Source organism: Bacillus sp. V26, from assembly GCF_034296245.1.
In the GTDB taxonomy this organism is placed as follows: domain Bacteria; phylum Bacillota; class Bacilli; order Bacillales; family Bacillaceae; genus Bacillus; species Bacillus halotolerans.
Window position 1 is genome coordinate 537,849 of sequence record NZ_JAXKQF010000002.1, and the last position, 20,763, is coordinate 558,611.

The window sequence follows — 20,763 nt, forward strand, 5'->3', positions numbered from 1 at the left end:
ATAATTTTTGAACTTGTCTCATATGATGTTGGTAGTACAAGAGACAAGGAGAGACATCATGAATCGATTTGTAAAAGGGATTATTCTTTTATCCATTGCCGCCTTTTTCGCCGAATGCCTTGAATTTGTCGTGAATATGATTTTGGCGCGCGAGCTTGGCGAGCACGGGATGGGGCTTTACATGAGTATTTTGCCTACCATCTTTTTAATTATTGTCATCGCAAGCTTGGAGCTGCCAATATCAATTTCTAAATTTATTGCTGAATCAAATCCAAAGCTCCATGAAAGCATGCTGAGGCACGCCTTTCGAATGACAGCTGTTTTCACGGCCTTTTCCACCGCCGCCGCCAGTATTGCGCTTCCTTTTATTCCGGTGTTTGATACATATCACCCGTTTATCAAAGGAATTGTCATCGGCTTGATTCCTATTGTCGCCTTTACGTCAATTGCCAGAGGCTACTTTATGGGTGTGCAAAAAATGGGGAAGATCGCTATCGCTAATGTACTGAAAAAAATCATCCAGCTGTTGTGCTTGTTCATCTTCTTTCAATGGTACTCGTTTGAGCTGGACATGGCTGTGCTGATTTCGCTGTTTGTCCTTGTCGTGAGCGATGTGATCGTGCTTGTTTACTTGTATTCACAGTTTATCCTGGCAAGACGTGCGGTATCGGTTCAGCAGCATATCCATTTGCGAGGAAAAGATGTTAGAAAAAGACTGCTTGCCGTATCGATTCCGACAACCGGACTGCGCATTTTCCACGCCGTAGTCAACGCCATTGAGCCCTTTTTAGTAAAAGGAGCGCTTTTGGCAGCGGGCGTTGCCGGGACAACTGCCATCGATCAATACGGCATGCTTGCCGGAGTGGCTGTGACAATAGGGTCGTTTCCTGCTTTTATCGCCCATTCGTTAATGGTCGTCATGATTCCCAGTATTTCTGAAGCTTATTCTCTCTCACAATATGACATCGTATTAAAAAGGCTGAAGCAGTCGATCTTTATCACGTTGGGATATGGCATACCGGCTGTCTGGATCATGTTCCAGTTTGCGGAGCCCCTGACCCATCTGTTTTTTCACTCTCCTGAAGCACAGTATTATTTGCAGCTTTTGTGGCCGTACTTTCTCTTTCATTTATTTGTGATGCCCCTTCAGGCATGTTTAATCGGGATGGGCTTTGTCAAAGAAGCTTTTTATCACAACGTGTGGAGCCATCTCGTTGCGCTGAGTATGATGTATGTGCTGGGTTCAATGGAAAACCTGCAAATGCTCGGGATTATCCTTGGGATGAATACAGGCATGATTTTGCTGACGAGCCTACATTATACAACGATTTGCAAAGCGCTGCGTGTATCTGTTTTTCTGACGGGAGGAAACCGAATGCCGCGGATTGAAGGATGATAAATCTCTAGCGGGGCAAGCTATTTGAAAAGCATGAAAGGAAGATTCCATGTTGACAAAACGCTTGCCCCTCACTATTTGCCTGATCTTATTTGCTATGATTTCATGGCTGCCTCTATCGGCACAGGCTGCCACTAAACAGCCTGCTGTTCCTGCGGTTTTCCTCATGAAAACGATAGAAGGAGAGGATATCTCCATCCCAAATAAAGGACAGAAAACGATCCTGCATTTTTGGACTTCATGGTGTCCGCCCTGCAAAAAGGAACTTCCTCAGTTCCAATCATTTTACGAGGCTCATCGATCTGACAGTGTGAAGCTGGTAACGGTCAATTTAGTGAATTCAGAACAAAATCAGCAAGTCGTTGAAGACTTTATCAAAGCAAACCATCTGACCTTTCCGATTGTTCTCGACACAAAAGGGGATTTAATGAAGGAATATCATATTATAACGATTCCCACCTCGTTTTTGCTGAATGAAAAGGGTGAAATTGAAGAAACAAAAGTGGGGCCGATGACGGCTGAACAATTGAAAGAATGGACGAAAGAATAAGCTGAGAGCGTAGCCTTTCAGCTTTTTTGTCATATAATGAAAGGTGAACAGATGTTAATGATAATTATTATCAAAAAGAAATTAAAATAATTATAATTGAAATTCTTTTTCTGCATGCTATAATTAAGAAAGACATCATGGGATAATCAACGATGAAGCTGCCTTCTGGGCGGCGATTTTGTTTTTTATAAGAGAAATGAAGATGATTTTCGTTCTCAATTAGGGAGGAGGATTCGATATGAATGAACAAGTGATGCTTCAACAAGATCAGCATCAGCCATTAAAGACAGAACAGCCAGAAAAAAGCTGGACCCAGCATGCGGAGCTTATCGCAGCCCTTGTGTCAGGTGCTCTTATTTTAGCAGGCTGGCTCCTTTCCTCACATCAGTTGTTATCGGTAACGCTATATTTGCTGGCCTTTGTCATCGGCGGATTTGCTAAAGCGAAAGAAGGAATCGAAGAAACGCTCGAATCCAAAACGCTGAATGTTGAGCTTTTAATGATTTTCGCTGCCGTGGGATCCGCATTGATTGGGTACTGGGCAGAGGGTGCCGTTTTAATCTTTATTTTTTCCTTAAGCGGAGCTTTAGAAACATACACGATGAATAAAAGCAGCAGGGATTTAACTTCTTTAATGAAGCTTGAGCCTGAAGAAGCAACGCTGATTGTAAACAATGAAACCAAAAGAGTATCGGTTGCAGATATTAAGGCAGGTGATACGATTGTTATCAAACCTGGAGAACGGGTAGCAGCTGACGGGATCATTGAATCTGGTTCTACAAGCCTTGACGAGTCAGCGTTAACGGGCGAATCGATGCCCGTAGAAAAAAACACCGGCGACGCTGTGTATACGGGAACTGTTAATCGAAACGGCTCCTTGACCGTCCGTGTCACAAAAGCAAGCGAAGATTCTTTATTCCGAAAGATTATCAAATTGGTGGAATCTGCGCAAAACAGTGTGTCACCTGCGCAAGCTTTTATCGAACGATTTGAAAATGCATATGTAAAAGGCGTTCTGATCGTGGTGGGGCTGCTGTTGTTTGTTCCGCACTTTGCACTTGGCTGGAGCTGGAGTGAAACCTTTTATCGCGCGATGGTATTTATGGTGGTGGCGTCACCTTGCGCACTTGTCGCGTCCATCATGCCGGCAGCGCTGTCCTTGATTTCAAATGGCGCCCGCAACGGCATGCTAGTGAAAGGAAGTGTATTTCTTGAACAGCTGGGATCTGTGCAAATGATCGCTTTTGACAAAACAGGGACTGTAACAAAAGGCCAGCCCGCGGTTGAGACGGTCAGACTGGCGGAAGGGTATGAAGAAACGGAAGTGCTTGAAGCTGTCTATGCGATTGAGAAGCAGTCCAGCCATCCGCTCGCGCAAGCCATTGCCGGCTACGCTGAAAGCCGCGGCATCAACAAGTCCGGCTACATATCAATCGAAGAAACGTCAGGCTTTGGTGTAATGGCTGAAGTGGCGGGTGCCAAATGGAAAGTCGGAAAGGCAGGATTTATTGGGGAAGAATTGTCAGCACAATTTTTGAAACAATCTGCATCAGATATCATTCAAAACGGCCAAACCATAGTGTTTGTGAAAAAGGACGATCAAATTGCCGGCTGTATCGCTTTGAAAGATCAAATCAGACCTGAAGCAAAAGAAGTCATGGATGAACTGAGCCGTCTGGGGATTAAAACGGCCATGCTGACGGGAGATCACGAGGACACGGCTCAAGCGATAGCGAAGGAAGCGGGAATGACAACAGTTGCAGCAGAATGTCTGCCTGACCAAAAAGTAAATGAAGTGAAACGATTAAAAGAAGAATTCGGGACGATTGCAATGGTCGGAGACGGAATCAACGATGCGCCGGCACTAAAAGCGGCGGATGTCGGCATTGCAATGGGCGGCGGAACAGACGTGGCCCTTGAAACTGCTGATATGGTGCTCATGCAAAACGATTTGAAAAAACTCGTAAAAATGTGCCGTTTATCACGGAAAATGAACAGGATTGTAAAGCAGAATATCGTATTTTCTCTCGCGGTCATTTGCCTGTTAATTTGCGCAAATTTTTTACAGGTGATGGAATTGCCGTTTGGCGTTATAGGCCACGAAGGAAGTACGATCTTGGTGATTCTAAACGGTTTAAGGCTTTTAAAATAAAAAACAGCGGTCCAAATGGGCTTCTGTTTTTTTATGGATCAAGTTTTACCTTCCTTTGCTTTTTCTCTTGATCGGGCCTTTTCATCACAATGATGAGAGCCAGGATGCAGCAAAGGAAGCCGGCTGCACAGCCTATGATAGAGCTGTAATAATAAAAATCCACCAGCTTCATACCGACAAAAGGAGCGGAAATTCCCGCAACTGTTAATAGAACAACTGCCTTACGTCTGAAAAAATTCATCAGCAAACGGAACAACTCCCTGCGATTTAACTCTCCTCTCAGTATACAAGATGACCGGCAGGAAATAAAATGATGGAAAACGGAAAGTCGCCGTGAAAGGCAAACACCCGTAAAACCTGTTACAATATATAAAGAACAATGCATGGCAAAAGGCAGGGAGGAACAAGAAATGAATAGAATACAACGCGTCTCTTCATGGCTGAAGGAAGCGGGGCATACTGCCGCATTTATTCATACGAAAGAAAATGTATTTTACTTAACCGGTTTTTATACAGAGCCGCATGAACGTGTAATGGGTTTGTTTATCTTTCAAGAGGAGGAGCCATTTTTCGTTTGTCCGGGAATGGAGGCAGACCAGGCCCGAAATGCCGGATGGAATCACGAAATTATTGGCTATGCCGATCACGAAAATCCATGGGAGCTCATTGAAAAAGCACTCAAAAAACGAAATGTCAGCATACATACGCTTGCCGTAGAAAAGGATTCAATCTCGCTTTCGCGTGCCGAACAACTGAAGCATTCAGCTGGAGGGGCTCAATTTGTATCAGCAGAAGAAACACTTAACCAGTTTCGTCTGATTAAAGAGGAGCATGAAATTAAATTGCTGAAAGAGGCGGCGAAGCTTGCCGATTTTGGTGTTGAAGTCGGGACAGCTGCTTTGCGTGAAGGCATCAGTGAGGTGGAAGTTCTCGCTCAGATTGAGTATGAGCTGAAGAAAAAAGGAATTCAGGGCATGTCTTTCTCGACAATGGTGCTATTCGGGAAAAAATCAGGTCAGCCTCACGGAAATCCGGGGACAGCCACATTAAAGAAAGGCGATTTTGTCTTGTTTGACCTGGGTGTTATTATGGACGGCTATTGCTCTGATATCACGCGAACCTTTGCTTACAAAACCATCAATCCGAAGCAGGAAGAAATTTATGAGACGGTGCTCCAAGCGGAAAAAGCCGCGATAGAAGCAAGCAAACCAGGCGTGAGAATCGGAGATCTGGACTTAACTGCCCGCGGAATCATTGAAAAAGCCGGATACGGAGAATATTTCCCTCACCGGCTGGGCCATGGTCTCGGCATTTCAGTGCATGAGTACCCGTCGATGAGCAAAGCCAATGACACGCTGCTGCAGGAAGGAATGGTTTACACAATCGAACCGGGCATTTATGTGCCGGATGTTGGCGGCGTACGCATTGAAGATGACGTTCACGTAACAAAAGACGGGGCGGTTGCGCTAACTCAATATCCGAAGGAATTAACGATATTGCCGTAACAGGCAGAGATAAAAAAGGACTTTGTTCTCGACATCGTCCTTTTTTATCTGTTTTAAATAAAAAAATCATCAAACGTCCGAAATGGTTTCACTTCATGTTTTTGATTGAGCGGTCTTACGGCCAGGCAGCTTCCGCCCAGAACGGCCAGACATAATCCAATTAAAATGAAGAAACCCATTTATATCTTCTCCTTTCAGCAAAAAAACATCTAATCTGTCGGTACGTTCTTATCGTATTGTATGAAACGCATTCCAGATCAAGGGAAATCAGAAAGAAGGGATTTTATGGCTAATATTAAAGACATTGCAGACAAAGCTGGTGTCTCCGTTACGACGGTTTCCAGAGTCATAAACAATCATCCTTATGTAAGTGAAGAGAAAAGAAAAAGAGTGCTTGAAGCAATGGAAGTGTTGGAGTACACAAGAAATGTCCACGCTGTGCATTTGTCGAAGGGGTTTTCAAACATGATCGGTGTTGTGATGCCGACGATCGGCCTTCCTTATTTTACGGAACTGATGGCGGGAATCTCAGACGCTGCCGCAGAATCAGGCATTCACCTCTCTTTATTCCAGACAAATTATGACGTGAAGAAAGAAATCTTTGCGCTGTCCCAATTAAAACAGCGCCAGGTTGACGGTTTGATTTTTTGCTCGAAGGCGCTGTCTGATGACAAGCTCAAGGAGTGGGAAGGGCCGATATTGCTTTGTCAGAATTCAAACAAGGGCGGGTTTTCCACAATCAGCATTCCTCATCAAGCTGCATTCCGGGACGGACTCAACTATTTAATCGCTAAAGGACACAAAAAAATAGCGATTTGCTTAGCGAGAAAAAAAGGCATGAACAGTCATTTTCGCATCAAAGCATATAAAGAAGCATTGGAAGAGATCGGAGAAACATTCAATGAAGAATGGGTGATTGAGAAAGCGATTACAATGAACGATGGAAAAGCGCTTTTTCATAAATGGAACAACTGGAGAGAAAGGCCGACGGCTATTTTTGTCGCGAATGACCAGGTATCGGCAGGGCTTTTACTCGAAGCGAAAGCTCAGAAAGTGTCTGTTCCGGATGAACTTGCGATCTTAAGCTTTGATAACCATGAAATCAGCCAATTGCTTGGGATATCAACCATTGATATTCAAGCGAAGGAAATGGGCAAGCAGGCGTTTGCCATGCTGGAAAAAAGGATTCAAGGTCAGCCGATTGAAAGCAGAGTTCTTGATTACCGTCTCATTGAAAGATCGACTGTTTAGTGAAAGCATGAAAAAAGGTTTGACGCGCATTCCGTTCGTTATGTACGATATGAGGTATTGAATGACAAAGGAGCTGAGGATCGTGAATGGGTCCTTTACAGTGAAAAAGGTACTGAATAATAACGTATTAATTGCTTCTCATCATAAATACAGTGAAGTAGTTTTGATCGGAAAAGGAATTGGTTTCGGAAAAAAACAAGATGATGTGATTGAAGATAAAGGGTACGATAAAATGTTCATTTTAAAGGACGAAAAGGAACAGAAGCAGTTTAAAAAGCTCCTCGACTATGTTGATGAAAAGCTCGTTGATATTTCAAACGATGTCATATACCACATCAGCAATCGGACAAACCGCTCACTAAATGAACATATTCATATTGCACTGACTGACCATATTGCATTTGCAATCAAAAGGCAGCAGCAGGGCTTTGATATGAAAAATCCTTTTTTAATGGAGACGCAGTCACTTTATCCGGATGAATATCAGATTGCCGAAGAAGTCATTGATATGATCAATGAAAAAGCGGGCATCTGCCTGCCGGAAGGGGAGATCGGTTTTATCGCTCTGCATATTCATTCAGCCCTGACGAATCGCCCGCTGTCCGAAGTCAATAAGCACTCTCAGCTGATGGCGCAGCTTGTAGAGGTGATTGAAGACTCGTTTCAAATGAAAGTAAATAAGGAAAGCGTCAACTATTTACGGCTTATCCGGCACATCAGATTTACGATAGAAAGAATTAAAAAAGAGGAACCGACTAAAGAACCAGAAAAATTAATGTTGTTATTGAAAAATGAATATCCGCTATGCTACAATACAGCTTGGAAATTGATTAAAATCTTGCAGCAAACATTGAAGAAACCAGTTCATGAGGCGGAAGCGGTTTATCTCACGCTTCATCTGTACCGATTAACCAATAAAATTTCATAAATTCAGTTTATCCTTTAAAAACGTGTTACTGATCCGATCAGGCATGAGTGATTGAGGGGAAAAAACGGGAAGGTCATTCTCGTTCTTTTGCGCACCCTATTTTGCTCATGCCTTTTTTGTTGTGTAAAAGGGCAAATGTAAACGGTTAAACTGGAAGACTTACGCCTGTGAATTCGTTGTCATGATTTTTAGCTGTAAGGTCAGACTAGTAAAAAGAGGAGGTCAATTCTTATGTTTAAAGCATTATTCGGCGTTCTCCAAAAAATCGGGCGTGCGCTTATGCTTCCAGTTGCGATTCTTCCTGCGGCGGGTATTTTGCTTGCGATCGGGAATGCAATGCAAAACAAGGACATGATTCAAGTCCTGCATTTCCTAAGCAATGACAATGTTCAGCTCGTAGCGGGTGTGATGGAAAGCGCTGGGCAGATTGTTTTCGATAACCTTCCGCTTCTTTTCGCAGTAGGTGTAGCCATCGGGCTTGCCAACGGAGATGGAGTTGCCGGGATAGCAGCAATTATCGGTTATCTGGTGATGAACGTATCCATGAGTGCGGTTCTTCTTGCAAACGGAACCATTCCTTCCGATTCAATCGAAAGAGCCAAGTTCTTCACGGAAAACCACCCGGCATATGTAAACATGCTCGGCATACCTACCTTGGCGACAGGGGTATTCGGCGGTATTATCGTCGGTGTGCTGGCGGCATTGTTGTTTAACAAATTTTATACAATTGAATTGCCGCAATATCTTGGTTTCTTTGCGGGTAAACGTTTCGTACCGATTATTACGTCAATTTCCGCACTGATTCTGGGTCTTATTATGTTAGTGATCTGGCCTCCGATCCAGCATGGATTGAATGCCTTTTCAACTGGATTAGTGGAAGCGAATCCAACCCTTGCTGCATTTATCTTCGGGGTCATTGAACGTTCGCTTATTCCATTTGGTCTGCATCATATTTTCTACTCGCCGTTCTGGTATGAATTCTTCAGCTACAAAAGTGCAGCCGGAGAGATCATCCGCGGGGATCAGCGCATCTTTATGGCGCAGATTAAAGACGGCGTACAATTAACAGCAGGTACGTTCATGACAGGTAAATATCCATTTATGATGTTTGGTCTTCCTGCAGCGGCACTTGCGATTTATCATGAAGCAAAACCGCAAAACAAAAAACTTGTTGCAGGTATTATGGGTTCAGCAGCACTGACATCCTTCCTGACAGGGATCACAGAGCCATTGGAATTCTCATTCCTATTCGTTGCCCCTGTCCTGTTTGCGATTCACTGTTTGTTTGCAGGGCTTTCATTTATGGTCATGCAGCTGTTGAATGTTAAGATTGGTATGACATTCTCCGGCGGTTTAATTGACTACTTCCTTTTCGGCATTTTACCGAACCGGACGGCATGGTGGCTTGTCATCCCTGTTGGCTTAGGGATTGCGCTTATTTACTACTTCGGATTCCGATTTGCGATCCGCAAATTTAATCTGAAAACACCAGGCCGTGAGGATGCTTCAGCTGAAACAGCAGCATCCGGGAAAACAGGAGAAGCAGGCGACCTTCCTTACGAGATCCTGCAGGCAATGGGTGACCAGGAAAACATCAAACACCTTGATGCTTGTATCACTCGTCTGCGTGTGACAGTAAACGATCAGAAAAAGGTTGATAAAGACCGTCTGAAGCAGCTTGGCGCCTCCGGGGTTCTGGAAGTGGGCAACAATATTCAGGCGATTTTCGGACCGCGTTCTGACGGATTAAAAACACAAATGCAGGACATCATCGCGGGACGCAAACCAAGACCTGAACCGAAAACATCCGCTGAGGAAGAAGTAGGGCAGCAGGTTGAGGAAGTCATTGCAGAACCGCTGCAAAATGAAATTGGCGAGGAAGTCTTTGTTTCTCCGATTGCTGGAGAAATTCACCCGATTACTGATGTTCCTGACCAAGTCTTCTCAGGAAAAATGATGGGTGACGGCTTTGCGATCCTTCCTTCTGAAGGCATCGTCGTTTCTCCTGTACGAGGAAAAATATTAAATGTGTTCCCGACAAAACATGCAATCGGCCTGCAATCCGACGGTGGAAAAGAAATTTTGATCCACTTCGGCATTGATACGGTCAGCCTCAAGGGCGAAGGGTTTACGTCTTTCGTATCAGAAGGGGACCGCGTTGAGCTTGGACAAAAGCTTCTTGAAGTTGATTTGGACGCAGTAAAACCGAATGTACCGTCTCTGATGACACCGATCGTATTTACGAACCTTGCTGAAGGAGAAACAGTCAGCATTAAGGCAAGCGGATCAGTTAACAGAGAGCAAGAAGACATTGTGAAGATTGAAAAATAAGGGTATATAGTACGCTGTGCTTGTCAGATGACAAGTACGGCTGTATGATATAATATTGTGAAGTAATATAGCTTTAAGTTAAAAGGAGAATGATAAAAATGGCACAAAAAACATTCAAAGTAACTGCAGATTCTGGAATTCACGCTCGTCCTGCAACAGTTCTTGTACAAACTGCAAGCAAATACGACGCTGACGTTAATTTGGAATATAACGGCAAAACTGTAAACCTTAAATCAATCATGGGTGTTATGTCTCTTGGAATCGCTAAAGGCGCTGAAATCACAATTTCTGCTGCTGGCGCTGACGAAAACGATGCTCTTAACGCTCTAGAAGAAACAATGAAAAGCGAAGGACTCGGCGAGTAATGCAAGAATTAAAAGGGATTGGTGCTTCAGCCGGCATCGCGATTGCAAAAGCGTATCGGCTTGAAGAGCCAGATTTAACGGTTGAAAAGAAAAACATCTCTGATTCTGAAGCGGAAGTAAGCCGTTTTGATGAAGCGATTGCACGTTCTAAAGAAGAGCTCGAAAAAATCAAAGAGCATGCTTTGAAAGAACTGGGTCAGGATAAAGCTGATATTTTTTCTGCTCACCTTTTAGTTCTCAGTGACCCTGAGCTTCTGAATCCTGTGAAAGAAAAAATCAGCTCTGATTCTGTAAACGCTGAATTCGCTTTAAAAGAAACGTCTTCTATGTTCGTTACCATGTTTGAATCTATGGATAATGAATACATGAAAGAGCGTGCGGCAGATATCCGCGACGTAACAAAACGCGTAACGGGCCACCTGCTTGGCGTTGAAATTCCAAACCCAAGCATGATTTCAGAAGAAGTTATTATTGTAGCTGAAGACTTAACACCGTCTGACACGGCTCAATTAAACCGTGAGTTCGTAAAAGGATTCACAACTGATATCGGCGGACGCACATCTCACTCTGCCATCATGGCGCGTTCTCTTGAGATTCCTGCAGTTGTCGGAACGAAAGCGGCTACAGGCACGATCCAAAACGGCGTGACTGTTATCGTTGACGGTATTAATGGCGATGTCATTATCGATCCTTCTGCGGAAACTGTAAAAGAGTATGAAGAAAAACATAACGCTTATTTAGCTCAAAAAGCCGAGTGGGCGAAGCTGGTCAATGAACCGACTGTATCAAAAGACGGTCATCATGTAGAGCTTGCAGCGAATATCGGTACTCCTGATGATGTGAAGGGTGTTCTTGAAAACGGCGGAGAAGCAGTTGGTCTTTACCGTACAGAATTCCTTTACATGGGAAGAGATCAGCTGCCTACAGAAGATGAGCAGTTTGACGCTTACAAAACGGTTCTTGAGCGTATGGAAGGAAAATCAGTTGTCGTTCGGACACTTGATATCGGCGGAGACAAAGAGCTTCCTTACCTGCAGCTTCCTAAAGAAATGAACCCGTTCTTGGGCTACAGAGCGATTCGTCTTTGCCTTGAAGAGCAAGAAATCTTCAGAACACAGCTTCGCGCGCTGCTTCGTGCAAGTACATACGGAAACTTGAAAATCATGTTCCCTATGATTGCGACAGTTAACGAATTCAAAGAAGCGAAAGCGATCCTTCTTGAAGAGAAAGAAAAGCTTGTCAAAGCGGGACAAACTGTATCTGACGACATCGAAGTCGGTATGATGGTTGAGATTCCGTCAACGGCAGTTATCGCTGATCAGTTTGCTAAAGAAGTTGACTTCTTCAGTATCGGAACAAATGATTTGATCCAATACACAATGGCAGCTGACCGTATGAATGAACGTGTATCTTACCTGTATCAGCCATACAACCCTGCAATCCTTCGCTTAATTACACTTGTAATTGAAGCGGCACATAAAGAAGGAAAATGGGTCGGCATGTGCGGAGAAATGGCAGGAGATGAAATTGCGATTCCGATTCTTCTTGGCTTAGGCTTAGATGAGTTCTCAATGAGCGCAACTTCTATCCTTCCGGCAAGAACACAAATCAGCAAATTGTCTAAACAAGAAGCTGAGTCATTCAAAGAGAAAATCTTATCTATGAGCACGACAGAAGAAGTTGTCGCGTTCGTAAAAGAAACATTCAAGTAATTCACAAAAACCAGACGGCCTCCGGCCTGTCTGGTTTTTTTCATAATCAGGGATGCAGCGGGGCACAATAACATGGCTAGGAGGGATAGAATGTCAAACGAATTTAACGCAGGAGATACAGTCTACGTCATCTACAGAAATCCGCACGCCGCCAATGTTGCTCATATAAAGGAAGCTGAAATTGTGCATCACCCATACCATGAGGGTGAGCTTTCCCTGTTTATATTTGAAACCTACCATCCGTTTGCTGAGGATGATGCTGTTTTTGCAAGCTATGAAGAAGCAAAAACGCTTTACAAAGAATTATTTGATATCGATCCGTACGAGTAACAAGGAAAACATTACAACTCATATCCTTTCCGCCTTATGAGAAAAGTAACGGTAGAAAAGGAAAAGGATGTGGCACCATGCAGAACCCATTTGTTCCGCAGCTCGTTTATATTGAACCGAGAGCAATGGAATATCCATTGGCACAGGAATTACATGATAAATTTGAAAAAATGGGCATCGAAATCAGAGAAACGACGTCCCATAACCAAGTGCGCAATATTCCTGGTAAAAACCATCTTCAGCAATACCGTAATGCAAAATCAACTTTAGTAATCGGTGTCCGAAAAACATTAAAGTTTGATTCTTCAAAACCGTCAGCTGAATATGCGATCCCGTTTGCGACAGGCTGTATGGGGCATTGCCATTACTGCTATTTACAAACCACAATGGGAACAAAACCCTATATCAGAACCTATGTAAATGTCGAAGAAATCTTGGACCAGGCGGATCAGTATATGAAAGAACGTGCACCGGAGTTTACAAGGTTTGAAGCTTCATGTACCTCAGATATTGTGGGCATCGACCATTTGACACATACGCTCAAGCATGCCATTGAATATTTTGGACAGAGTGAGCTTGGCAAGCTCAGATTTGTCACGAAGTTTCACCATGTTGATCACCTTTTGGATGCGAAACATAACGGGAAAACAAGATTCAGATTCAGCATAAATGCTGACTTTGTGATTAAGAATTTTGAGCCGGGAACCTCTCCTCTCGATAAACGGATTGAAGCGGCTGTAAAAGTAGCGAAAGCAGGCTACCCGTTAGGCTTTATTGTTGCGCCGATTTACATCCATGAAGGCTGGGAGGAAGGATACAGACATCTGTTTGAAAAACTTGATGCCGCTTTGCCGCAGGATGTCAGACATGATATTACCTTTGAATTGATTCAGCATCGATTTACGAAGCCGGCGAAACGAGTCATTGAGAAGAATTATCCAAAAACAAAGCTGGAGTTAGATGAAGAAAAGCGGCGCTATAAATGGGGACGCTACGGGATCGGAAAATATATTTATCAGAAAGATGAAGAGCATGTGCTTCGGGAAACGCTTGAATCTTATATCGATACGTATTTTCCTAATGCAAAAATTGAATATTTCACGTAAACGGGCTGTCAGCTTTACAGCTCGTTTTTTCATAAAAGGGATTTTTCCACTCCATCAACACCCCGTAATTCAAGGATTCTTCATCGTCCAAATAATTACTGACGATGCAGAGCGGTGAACGGCCGCAATGGAGGAGAAATGACAGTACAGGATCTTTCTTTTTTCCTTCTATAACATCCTCTACATATTGTGAAGCACTGATCTCATGTGCGTACTTATGATAAAAAGGAATACGTCCGCCGCCGAGTAACCGTTCCATTCGCTTTTCAACGGCTAATTCATACATCGTATTCATCAGCCATTTTCCTATTCCAAGCTTCCGGTAATGTGGTGAAACCGAAATATCCACTACATATAACGTATTTGCCTGCGGATCATGACATGTAATATAGCCGTTATCTGTGGTCTCCGCCCATGTATGCTCGGGAACATCGGGATCAAAATGCACGATAAGAGAAGTCACCGAACCGACGATCTCACCATTAACCAGCGCGCATAAGGCGCCTTCCGGAAAGGTGTTGATATGACTGGCAAGCTGTTCTTCTGACCACAGCAATTCCTGCGGAAATGGAGGGGGAAAACACTCTTTCTGAAGAGAAAGCAAGCCCTCTATGTCTGTTCTCAAATAATTTCTGATCGTCAGCCGCTCAAATTTAATGCCATTATGGACATACATCTGTTTAAAAATGACAATCACTCTCCTTGTGCTGTTTATTATATCGTAATCCAAACTGCTGAAACACAATAAGTTAGAATTTTCAGTAAATATTTTGTGGTTTCATTATAATTTATTTTATGATTATTCATTTTTTGGGTGAAAAGGCCGATATAGAAAATAGGAGGGGATTGGTTTGTTTAAAAAACTTCACATGAAGATTGCTGTTTTCGTTTCTATCATGTTAATCGTCACAGTTGTTCTTTTGATGCTTTCTTCTTACCTGACGTTAAAACCGATGATTACAGAGGATGGGAAAAACACGACACAAAACGTAACAAACTCGCTTGAACAAAATATCGAACTGCAATTAAAGAGTTATGACATTTCGCTGTTAAGATTGGCAAATGGAGAGTTAACACGTGCGTTTGTGACAAATTCAAGTAAAGAAGCTGCCAGACTGTTTAATGATGACATTAAACAAATTAAAGAAAACGATGATTATGTGGCGATGGCCTATATAGGCACCGCAAAAAAAGAAATGTTTACATATCCGAAAGCAGAATTTGCAGAAGATTATGATCCGGTTTCTAGACCATGGTATAAGCGCGCGGCTGAAACACCGGATAAAGTCGTCTGGACGGAACCCTATAAGGATGTCGTGACGGGAGAAATGATCGTCACAGCCTCAAAAGCAATTCTTGACGGGCAGAAGGTGATAGGCGTTGCCAGTTATGATCTGAAACTTTCTTCCATCCAGACCATGGTAAATAAGCAAAAGGTGCCATACAATGGATTTGCTTTTTTAGCTGATGCAAGCGGCAATCTTTTAGCACATCCGTCAAACCAAGGAAAAAATATCTCCAAGGACCAAACATTAAAAACCATTGCATCTGACAAAAACGGGATACAAGATGCAAAGGGAAAAATGATTGTGTATCAAACGGTTGGAGAAACGGGATGGAAAGTCGGAACACAATTTGACACAAATAAATTAATGTGGATTTCAGATAAAATGAATCGGGCGAACCTTTTCATCTCACTCATCGCGCTGGCGGTGACGATTATTCTCAGCTACTTCCTCGCCAAAACAATAACCGGGCCGATCCAGCAGCTGATTGCAAAAACAAAGGCCGTCTCTGCAGGCGATTTGACAGTGCAGGCAGAGTCAAAGACCAAGGATGAAGTCGGCATGTTAACAAGAGACTTTAATCAGATGGTTGAAAACATGAAGGAAATGGTGCAACAAGTCAGACATTCTTCAGGAAAAGTGTCTGACACCTCTGAACAATTAACAGCTGTCTCCGCTGAAACCAATGAAACGAGCGGACAAATTGCGAAAGCGATCGAAGAAGTGGCAGCAGGGGCAACGGAACAGGCTTCAGAAGTTGAGACCATTAACGAAAAATCAGAAAACCTGTCTGCTAAAATCAGACGGATTGCTGATCAGGCAGGCGGCATGAAAGCACGTTCAAAATCCTCAGAGGATGCAAGCTATAAAGGGCTTGACGCGCTCGGCCAGCTGCTGATGAAATCAAACGAAGCCAATACGGAAACAAAGAAAGTCGAAACGATGCTGCTGGATTTGGAAAATCAAACGAAGAATATTGAAGAAGTGGTTACTGCGATTTCAAATATTTCGGATCAAACCAATTTACTTGCCTTAAATGCCAGTATTGAAGCAGCCAGAGCCGGTGAAAGCGGACGCGGATTTGCAGTCGTGGCTGAAGAGGTGCGGAAGCTTGCCGAGCAGTCAGCGCTTTCCACCAAGCATATCAGTGAGACAGTGAAGTTGATTCAGCTTGAAACAAAAGAGGCTTCTCATGCAATGGTTGAAGCAAGTAAAATGAATGATGAACAAAACAGCGCAATTCATGAGACTGGCGAAGTATTAAACACCATCACCGCGGAAATGCAGTCACTTGTTCAAGGGATTGATCAAATTTACGAAGAAATACAAAGAATGAGTGAAGAACAGCTTGCCATTTCTGAAGCGATTCAAAGCATCTCAGCTATATCACAGGAATCGGCTGCTGCAGCGGAGGAAGTCAACGCCTCAACCGATGAACAGCTGATCACGCTTGAGAAAGTCAAACACTCAACTGATACATTAAAACATGCAAGCCAAGAGCTTATGAACGCTATTGCTAAATTTACATTATAATCAACATTGGATACCCAGGACTTTTTCAAGTTTTGGGTTTTTTATTTTTTAGACTCTACTATATGATTACTAGATATGGTAGTCTAGAAAATGATAAATTTTAACTAAATGAAATCTAACGTCTGGGGGAATTTACTTGAAAAAAACAGTCGGTTTTATCGGTCTTGGAGTAATGGGAAACAGTATGGCTTCACATATCCTTAAAGATGGACATCACGTATTGGTGTATACCCGGACAAAAGCAAAAGCGGACAGCATACTGGAAAAAGGCGCCGTGTGGAAAGACACTGTAAAAGATCTATCGAAAGAAGCGGATATCATTATTACAATGGTAGGCTATCCCAGTGATGTAGAAGAAGTGTATTTCGGCAGCAGCGGAATTATTGAAAATGCTAAAAAAGGCGCGTATCTCATTGATATGACGACTTCCAAACCGTCATTAGCCAAAAAGATTGCGGAGACAGCCAAAGAAAAATCATTATTTGCCTTAGACGCACCTGTTTCAGGAGGTGACATTGGCGCGCAAAACGGAACACTGGCGATTATGGTCGGAGGAGAAAAAGAAGCGTTTGAAGCTTGCCTGCCCATCTTCACTTTAATGGGAGAGAATATTCAATATCAAGGGCCGGCAGGAAGCGGACAGCACACAAAGATGTGTAATCAAATCGCGATTGCAGCAGGTATGATCGGTGTAGCCGAAGCGATGGCTTATGCCCAAAAATCAGGCCTTCAGCCGGAAAATGTCCTGAAGAGCATTACAACTGGAGCGGCAGGAAGCTGGTCATTGTCAAATCTCGCCCCGCGTATGCTGAAAGGTGATTTCGAGCCAGGATTTTATGTAAAGCATTTTATCAAAGATATGGGAATTGCTTTAGAGGAAGCTGAATTAATGGGTGAAGAAATGCCAGGCTTGTCGCTTGCGAAATCATTATATGACCAACTTGCCGCACAAGGAGAAGAAAACAGCGGAACCCAAAGTATATATAAGCTTTGGGTAAAATAAAAAGAGATTGCCTGTCCAAAACAGGCAATCTCTTTTTTATTATTTTCCGATGAATTGCTGTGTCCAGTAGCTGCCGGATTCAACATAACCGACACCGATGTGTGTGAAGTTAGGGTTAAGAATGTTTTTTCTGTGGCCCTCACTGTTCATCCAAGCTTTTACTACTTCTTCAGGTGTTTTTTGTCCTTTAGCAATGTTTTCACCAGCTGTTTTGTAGCTGATTCCGAAAGATTTCATCATATCAAACGGTGAGCCGTAAGTTGGGCTTTGGTGATCAAAATAGTTCTTGTCTTTCATATCCTGTGATTTTGCATGTGCAGATTTGCTTAATGTTTCATCAATTTGAAGCGGTTTTAAACCTTGTTTTTGTCTTTCTGCATTTGTCAGCTCAACAACTTTTTTCTCATATGCACTTACAGATGAAGGTGCAGCTGTTGTTGTATTATTGCTTGTTTTTTCAGGAGTAGCCGGTGCTTTAGCAGCAGTGCTTTTATCAGCAGCGGCTTTCTCAGGAGCCTTTTGAGCTGGCTTTGCAGCTTCCGGCTTTTGAACATCCTGAATCTTCATGTTGGATTGTTTCGCGTGCTTTTGAAGAAGCTTCTCGAGCTCTTTTTCGTTAGCCGCGTTTAGTGTTTTTATATTTGTTTTAATATGTAGCTTTTTCACTACATCCTTAAGTGTAAGGTTTTGCACTGTGTTCCCCGTTTTGACCGTTACCACAGGCTGGCAGGAGAGTTCTTTCGCTGATGCTTGCTGTACGCCTCCGAATGTGAATAATCCAACCGCAGCGGCAGCAGATAAAATAAATGCTTTTTTCATTAGTTCGTAACCTCCTAGAGTTGTTTGTTTTCTACAAAAAAATCATAACATAGCTTTTTTGTCATAAAGAAACCATCACTTTCCTTTGACAAATGGTGATTGTCATTTTTGTAATCAAAACGCGCTGAACCGCTGATGGCAAGCGAGTAATGCGTATGTAGTGACTTTATCTCACAGTTACATAACTTCCTATTTTTTGAATCGTTAGTTATATTTTAATGTATTTCAATATTGACAACTTTTTTTATCCCTTTTCGCTGTAACAACTATTACAAAGGTGTTACAATTAAAAACAGTATATGTAAATATATTGAATGATTTGAGAGGGGTAACCAGAAGTGACTGAAATAGGACGTGAACCAAAGAAAAAGCGCAAAGGAAACAGAGCAATCAGAATGAATCTGTATTTCCTGGCGGTCTTTGTTCTATTTACTGCATTAATCTTTAAGCTTGGCGTTGTTCAGATTGTCGAAGGCGAACAGCATGAAGAAAACGCTAAGAGAGCTAATGCGAAGACAGCGTATTATCCAGCGCCTCGGGGGAAGATGTATGACAGAAACGAGAAAGTGGCTGTTGATAACCAGAGCGTGCCGGAAATTGTGTATGTCTCAACATCAAGCACAAAAACAGAGGACAAAATCAAAACAGCTAAACGGCTTGCCGCTTTGATCGATATTGATACCGAATTTTTAAAGGATAGAGATTTACGTGATTACTGGCTCGCTTCTCATCCAAAAAAAGCTCTCGGCCTGTTAAAGGAATCTGAAAGCAATCTGAAGGGGACACAGGCTTACAAGCTTCAAGTTGAACGCGTCCCAGCTGAAGAATTAAAGGCCATCCAGCGGGATGACGAAGAAATGCAAACCGCGGCCATATACACAAGATTTTCAAGCGGGAATGCGTATGAACCTCAGATTGTAAAAGCGATGGACCCAAATGACAGCAACGGCAACGGCAAAAACGGATCATTGCTTGATGAAAAGAAAAACTCCTCGCAAAGACCGAAAAATGATTTAACATATGATGAAATTTCCATTGTGTCTGAGCATTTAGAAGAGCTGCCGGGGATAGATGTCGTAAACGATTGGACACGAAAATACCCTTATGACAAAACACTTTATTCTGTTTTTGGAGGTGTCACAACACCTGATCAAGGGCTGCTCAGCGACCGGAAAGACTTTTATGTTACGAGAGGCTATGCGAGTAATGACAGAGTCGGCAAAAGTTATTTGGAGTATCAATATGAGGACTATTTAAATTCTCATAAAGAAAAAGTGGAATACGTGGAAGACAATAAAGGAAATGTCGTCAGCCAGAAAACAATCGACAAAGGCAGCAGGGGCTATGATCTTCGGCTTTCATTTGACATGGAGCTGCAGGCAAAGGTAGAAAAGATTGTTGAAGAAGAAGTGAGAAATAGCCGCGCGCGCGGAAACTATATGCTTGACCGGGCCTTTGTTGTGATGATGGATCCGAATAACGGCGATATTTTGTCGATGGCAGGAAAAAAGATAGATTTAGAAACAAATAAGATTCAAGATTATGCGATCGGTGCTTTTACAACCCAATATGAAATGGGATCAGCAGTAAAGGGTGCAACCGTTCTCGCGGGCTATCAGGATGGGATTCCGCATTATAAATATTTCCACGATGCGCCGATGTATTTAGGAACGAACCTCATAAAAAAATCTTACACAAATATGGGAACCATCAATGAATTAACGGCTTTGCAAAAAAGTTCAAACGTATATATGTTTAATGTTGCTATGCATATAGCTGGGGTAACGTATAAGCCGCATGGACCGCTTCCTGCTGATCAGAAGGATCTGCTCAAAATGAGAAATTACTACAGCCAGTTTGGCCTTGGAGTCAAGACTGGTGTTGACCTGCCGCAGGAATCTGCAGGAATGCAAACGACACCTGATGTAGTAGGGGGCTTAATTTTAGACTTGGCAATTGGTCAATATGATACATATACACCGCTTCAGATGGCACAGTACATTTCTGTGATTGCAAACGGAGGGTACCGTGTACAGCCTAGAATCGTCACAAGCATACATGAGCCAGGCAAAAAAGATGAACTCGGTAATGCAATCGAGCAAAGGAAACCTAAAGTGCTGAATAAGATCAATAATTCCCAAAGTGATTTACAGCAAGTGCAAACAGGTATGAAATTAGTAACCTCTTCAGGAACAGCAAAAAATACTTTTACAGAAGATGTATCGGGAAAAACTGGAACAGCAGAAACATTTTACTACGGCACGAATCGCAACTGGTGGGGGAAAAAAACATATAATCTGACTTTTGTCGGCTATTACCCGTCGAAAAATCCAAAAGTGGCCTTTAGTGTTGTTGTTCCATCAGTAGATGATGATGATAAGATCAATAAAATTATCGCCAAAAGAGCCATACACGCTTACGCAGAGCTCGAAAAGAAAAATAGCGAAAAATAAAAAACAGGGTGCACATCTGACAGATTGTGTGCCCTTTCTTTTA

18 protein-coding genes are annotated in these 20,763 nt (G+C 42.8%); 14 read left to right on the forward strand and 4 right to left on the reverse strand.

Annotated features, from left to right (window positions below; translation table 11 throughout):
* The first annotated feature begins 58 nt into the window (after positions 1 to 58).
* From ykvU to UJ203_RS10200, 3 genes are all read left to right on the forward strand, one after another.
* Complete coding sequence (gene ykvU / locus UJ203_RS10190; protein ID WP_322010433.1) at positions 59 to 1,396, forward strand: sporulation protein YkvU; 1,338 nt, start codon at positions 59 to 61, stop codon at positions 1,394 to 1,396.
* Positions 1,397 to 1,445: 49 nt separating this feature from the next.
* Complete coding sequence (stoA, locus tag UJ203_RS10195; RefSeq protein WP_277852065.1) at positions 1,446 to 1,946, forward strand: endospore biogenesis thiol-disulfide oxidoreductase StoA; 501 nt, start codon at positions 1,446 to 1,448, stop codon at positions 1,944 to 1,946.
* A gap of 238 nt (positions 1,947 to 2,184) precedes the next feature.
* Positions 2,185 to 4,098 (forward strand): heavy metal translocating P-type ATPase, encoded by a 1,914-nt coding sequence (locus UJ203_RS10200; RefSeq protein WP_322010438.1) that lies wholly within the window; start codon positions 2,185 to 2,187, stop codon positions 4,096 to 4,098.
* A 31-nt stretch (positions 4,099 to 4,129) separates the two neighbouring features.
* On the opposite strand, the gene UJ203_RS10205 is transcribed toward UJ203_RS10200, so the two are convergent.
* Positions 4,130 to 4,345 carry a hypothetical protein gene (locus tag UJ203_RS10205; RefSeq protein WP_044156111.1) on the reverse strand — a complete coding sequence of 72 codons (216 nt, stop codon included), beginning with the start codon at positions 4,343 to 4,345 and terminating at the stop codon, positions 4,130 to 4,132.
* Between the two features lie 163 nt (positions 4,346 to 4,508).
* Here UJ203_RS10205 and papB point away from each other — a divergent pair, with 163 nt between their 5' ends.
* The gene (gene papB / locus UJ203_RS10210) at positions 4,509 to 5,603 is read left to right on the forward strand and encodes a di/tri-peptidase (RefSeq protein ID WP_305933989.1); all 1,095 of its coding nucleotides are present in this window, start codon (positions 4,509 to 4,511) and stop codon (positions 5,601 to 5,603) included.
* 53 nt (positions 5,604 to 5,656) lie between these two features.
* Here the strand turns inward: papB and UJ203_RS10215 are convergent, their stop codons facing one another.
* Positions 5,657 to 5,782, reverse strand: coding sequence for a hypothetical protein (locus UJ203_RS10215; protein WP_010334030.1), 126 nt, complete (start codon positions 5,780 to 5,782; stop codon positions 5,657 to 5,659).
* Between the two features lie 106 nt (positions 5,783 to 5,888).
* On the opposite strand from UJ203_RS10215, the gene UJ203_RS10220 reads away from it, so the two are divergent.
* The 7 genes from UJ203_RS10220 (at position 5,889) to splB (ending at position 13,626) form a co-directional block, all read left to right on the forward strand.
* Positions 5,889 to 6,854: a LacI family DNA-binding transcriptional regulator gene (locus tag UJ203_RS10220; protein ID WP_322010441.1), complete on the forward strand. Its 966-nt coding sequence runs from the start codon at positions 5,889 to 5,891 to the stop codon at positions 6,852 to 6,854.
* A 61-nt stretch (positions 6,855 to 6,915) separates the two neighbouring features.
* The gene (glcT, locus tag UJ203_RS10225; RefSeq protein WP_322010443.1) at positions 6,916 to 7,782 is read left to right on the forward strand and encodes a glucose PTS transporter transcription antiterminator GlcT; all 867 of its coding nucleotides are present in this window, start codon (positions 6,916 to 6,918) and stop codon (positions 7,780 to 7,782) included.
* Between the two features lie 231 nt (positions 7,783 to 8,013).
* Positions 8,014 to 10,113, forward strand: coding sequence for a PTS glucose transporter subunit IIABC (gene ptsG / locus UJ203_RS10230; protein ID WP_322010445.1), 2,100 nt, complete (start codon positions 8,014 to 8,016; stop codon positions 10,111 to 10,113).
* 98 nt (positions 10,114 to 10,211) lie between these two features.
* Entirely contained in the window at positions 10,212 to 10,478 is a 267-nt protein-coding gene (locus UJ203_RS10235) for a phosphocarrier protein HPr (RefSeq protein WP_010334034.1), read from the forward strand.
* Positions 10,478 to 12,190, forward strand: a complete 1,713-nt coding sequence (gene ptsP / locus UJ203_RS10240; RefSeq protein WP_059292877.1) for a phosphoenolpyruvate--protein phosphotransferase — start codon at positions 10,478 to 10,480, stop codon at positions 12,188 to 12,190. Before UJ203_RS10235 ends, ptsP begins: the two co-directional genes overlap by 1 nt.
* A 90-nt stretch (positions 12,191 to 12,280) precedes the next feature.
* Positions 12,281 to 12,520, forward strand: a complete 240-nt coding sequence (gene splA, locus UJ203_RS10245; protein ID WP_044156104.1) for a splAB operon transcriptional regulator SplA — start codon at positions 12,281 to 12,283, stop codon at positions 12,518 to 12,520.
* 77 nt (positions 12,521 to 12,597) lie between these two features.
* Positions 12,598 to 13,626, forward strand: a complete 1,029-nt coding sequence (gene splB, locus UJ203_RS10250) for a spore photoproduct lyase (RefSeq protein WP_322010452.1) — start codon at positions 12,598 to 12,600, stop codon at positions 13,624 to 13,626.
* On the opposite strand, the gene UJ203_RS10255 is transcribed toward splB, so the two are convergent.
* Positions 13,619 to 14,320: a GNAT family N-acetyltransferase gene (locus UJ203_RS10255; RefSeq protein ID WP_322010649.1), complete on the reverse strand. Its 702-nt coding sequence runs from the start codon at positions 14,318 to 14,320 to the stop codon at positions 13,619 to 13,621. The genes splB and UJ203_RS10255 overlap by 8 nt on opposite strands.
* 157 nt (positions 14,321 to 14,477) lie before the next feature.
* On the opposite strand from UJ203_RS10255, the gene UJ203_RS10260 reads away from it, so the two are divergent.
* Positions 14,478 to 16,445 (forward strand): methyl-accepting chemotaxis protein, encoded by a 1,968-nt coding sequence (locus UJ203_RS10260; RefSeq protein WP_322010454.1) that lies wholly within the window; start codon positions 14,478 to 14,480, stop codon positions 16,443 to 16,445.
* 136 nt (positions 16,446 to 16,581) lie between these two features.
* Positions 16,582 to 17,448, forward strand: coding sequence for an NAD(P)-dependent oxidoreductase (locus UJ203_RS10265; RefSeq protein WP_127695347.1), 867 nt, complete (start codon positions 16,582 to 16,584; stop codon positions 17,446 to 17,448).
* Positions 17,449 to 17,487: 39 nt separating this feature from the next.
* On the opposite strand, the gene UJ203_RS10270 is transcribed toward UJ203_RS10265, so the two are convergent.
* Complete coding sequence (locus UJ203_RS10270; protein WP_059292873.1) at positions 17,488 to 18,267, reverse strand: CAP domain-containing protein; 780 nt, start codon at positions 18,265 to 18,267, stop codon at positions 17,488 to 17,490.
* Positions 18,268 to 18,605: 338 nt separating this feature from the next.
* On the opposite strand from UJ203_RS10270, the gene UJ203_RS10275 reads away from it, so the two are divergent.
* Positions 18,606 to 20,720, forward strand: coding sequence for a penicillin-binding protein 2 (locus tag UJ203_RS10275; protein WP_322010458.1), 2,115 nt, complete (start codon positions 18,606 to 18,608; stop codon positions 20,718 to 20,720).
* Positions 20,721 to 20,763: the final 43 nt, after the last annotated feature.

Excerpts from the sequence above, each read along its gene's own strand:
- ykvU (WP_322010433.1), top strand. The coding sequence starts at position 59 with ATGAATCGATTTGTAAAAGGGATTATTCTTTTATCCATTGCCGCCTTT.
- stoA (WP_277852065.1), top strand. The coding sequence starts at position 1,446 with ATGTTGACAAAACGCTTGCCCCTCACTATTTGCCTGATCTTATTTGCT.
- UJ203_RS10200 (WP_322010438.1), top strand. The coding sequence starts at position 2,185 with ATGAATGAACAAGTGATGCTTCAACAAGATCAGCATCAGCCATTAAAG.
- papB (WP_305933989.1), top strand. The coding sequence starts at position 4,509 with ATGAATAGAATACAACGCGTCTCTTCATGGCTGAAGGAAGCGGGGCAT.
- UJ203_RS10215 (WP_010334030.1), bottom strand. The coding sequence starts at position 5,782 with ATGGGTTTCTTCATTTTAATTGGATTATGTCTGGCCGTTCTGGGCGGA.
- UJ203_RS10220 (WP_322010441.1), top strand. The coding sequence starts at position 5,889 with ATGGCTAATATTAAAGACATTGCAGACAAAGCTGGTGTCTCCGTTACG.
- glcT (WP_322010443.1), top strand. The coding sequence starts at position 6,916 with ATGACAAAGGAGCTGAGGATCGTGAATGGGTCCTTTACAGTGAAAAAG.
- ptsG (WP_322010445.1), top strand. The coding sequence starts at position 8,014 with ATGTTTAAAGCATTATTCGGCGTTCTCCAAAAAATCGGGCGTGCGCTT.
- UJ203_RS10235 (WP_010334034.1), top strand. The coding sequence starts at position 10,212 with ATGGCACAAAAAACATTCAAAGTAACTGCAGATTCTGGAATTCACGCT.
- ptsP (WP_059292877.1), top strand. The coding sequence starts at position 10,478 with ATGCAAGAATTAAAAGGGATTGGTGCTTCAGCCGGCATCGCGATTGCA.
- splA (WP_044156104.1), top strand. The coding sequence starts at position 12,281 with ATGTCAAACGAATTTAACGCAGGAGATACAGTCTACGTCATCTACAGA.
- splB (WP_322010452.1), top strand. The coding sequence starts at position 12,598 with ATGCAGAACCCATTTGTTCCGCAGCTCGTTTATATTGAACCGAGAGCA.
- UJ203_RS10270 (WP_059292873.1), bottom strand. The coding sequence starts at position 18,267 with ATGAAAAAAGCATTTATTTTATCTGCTGCCGCTGCGGTTGGATTATTC.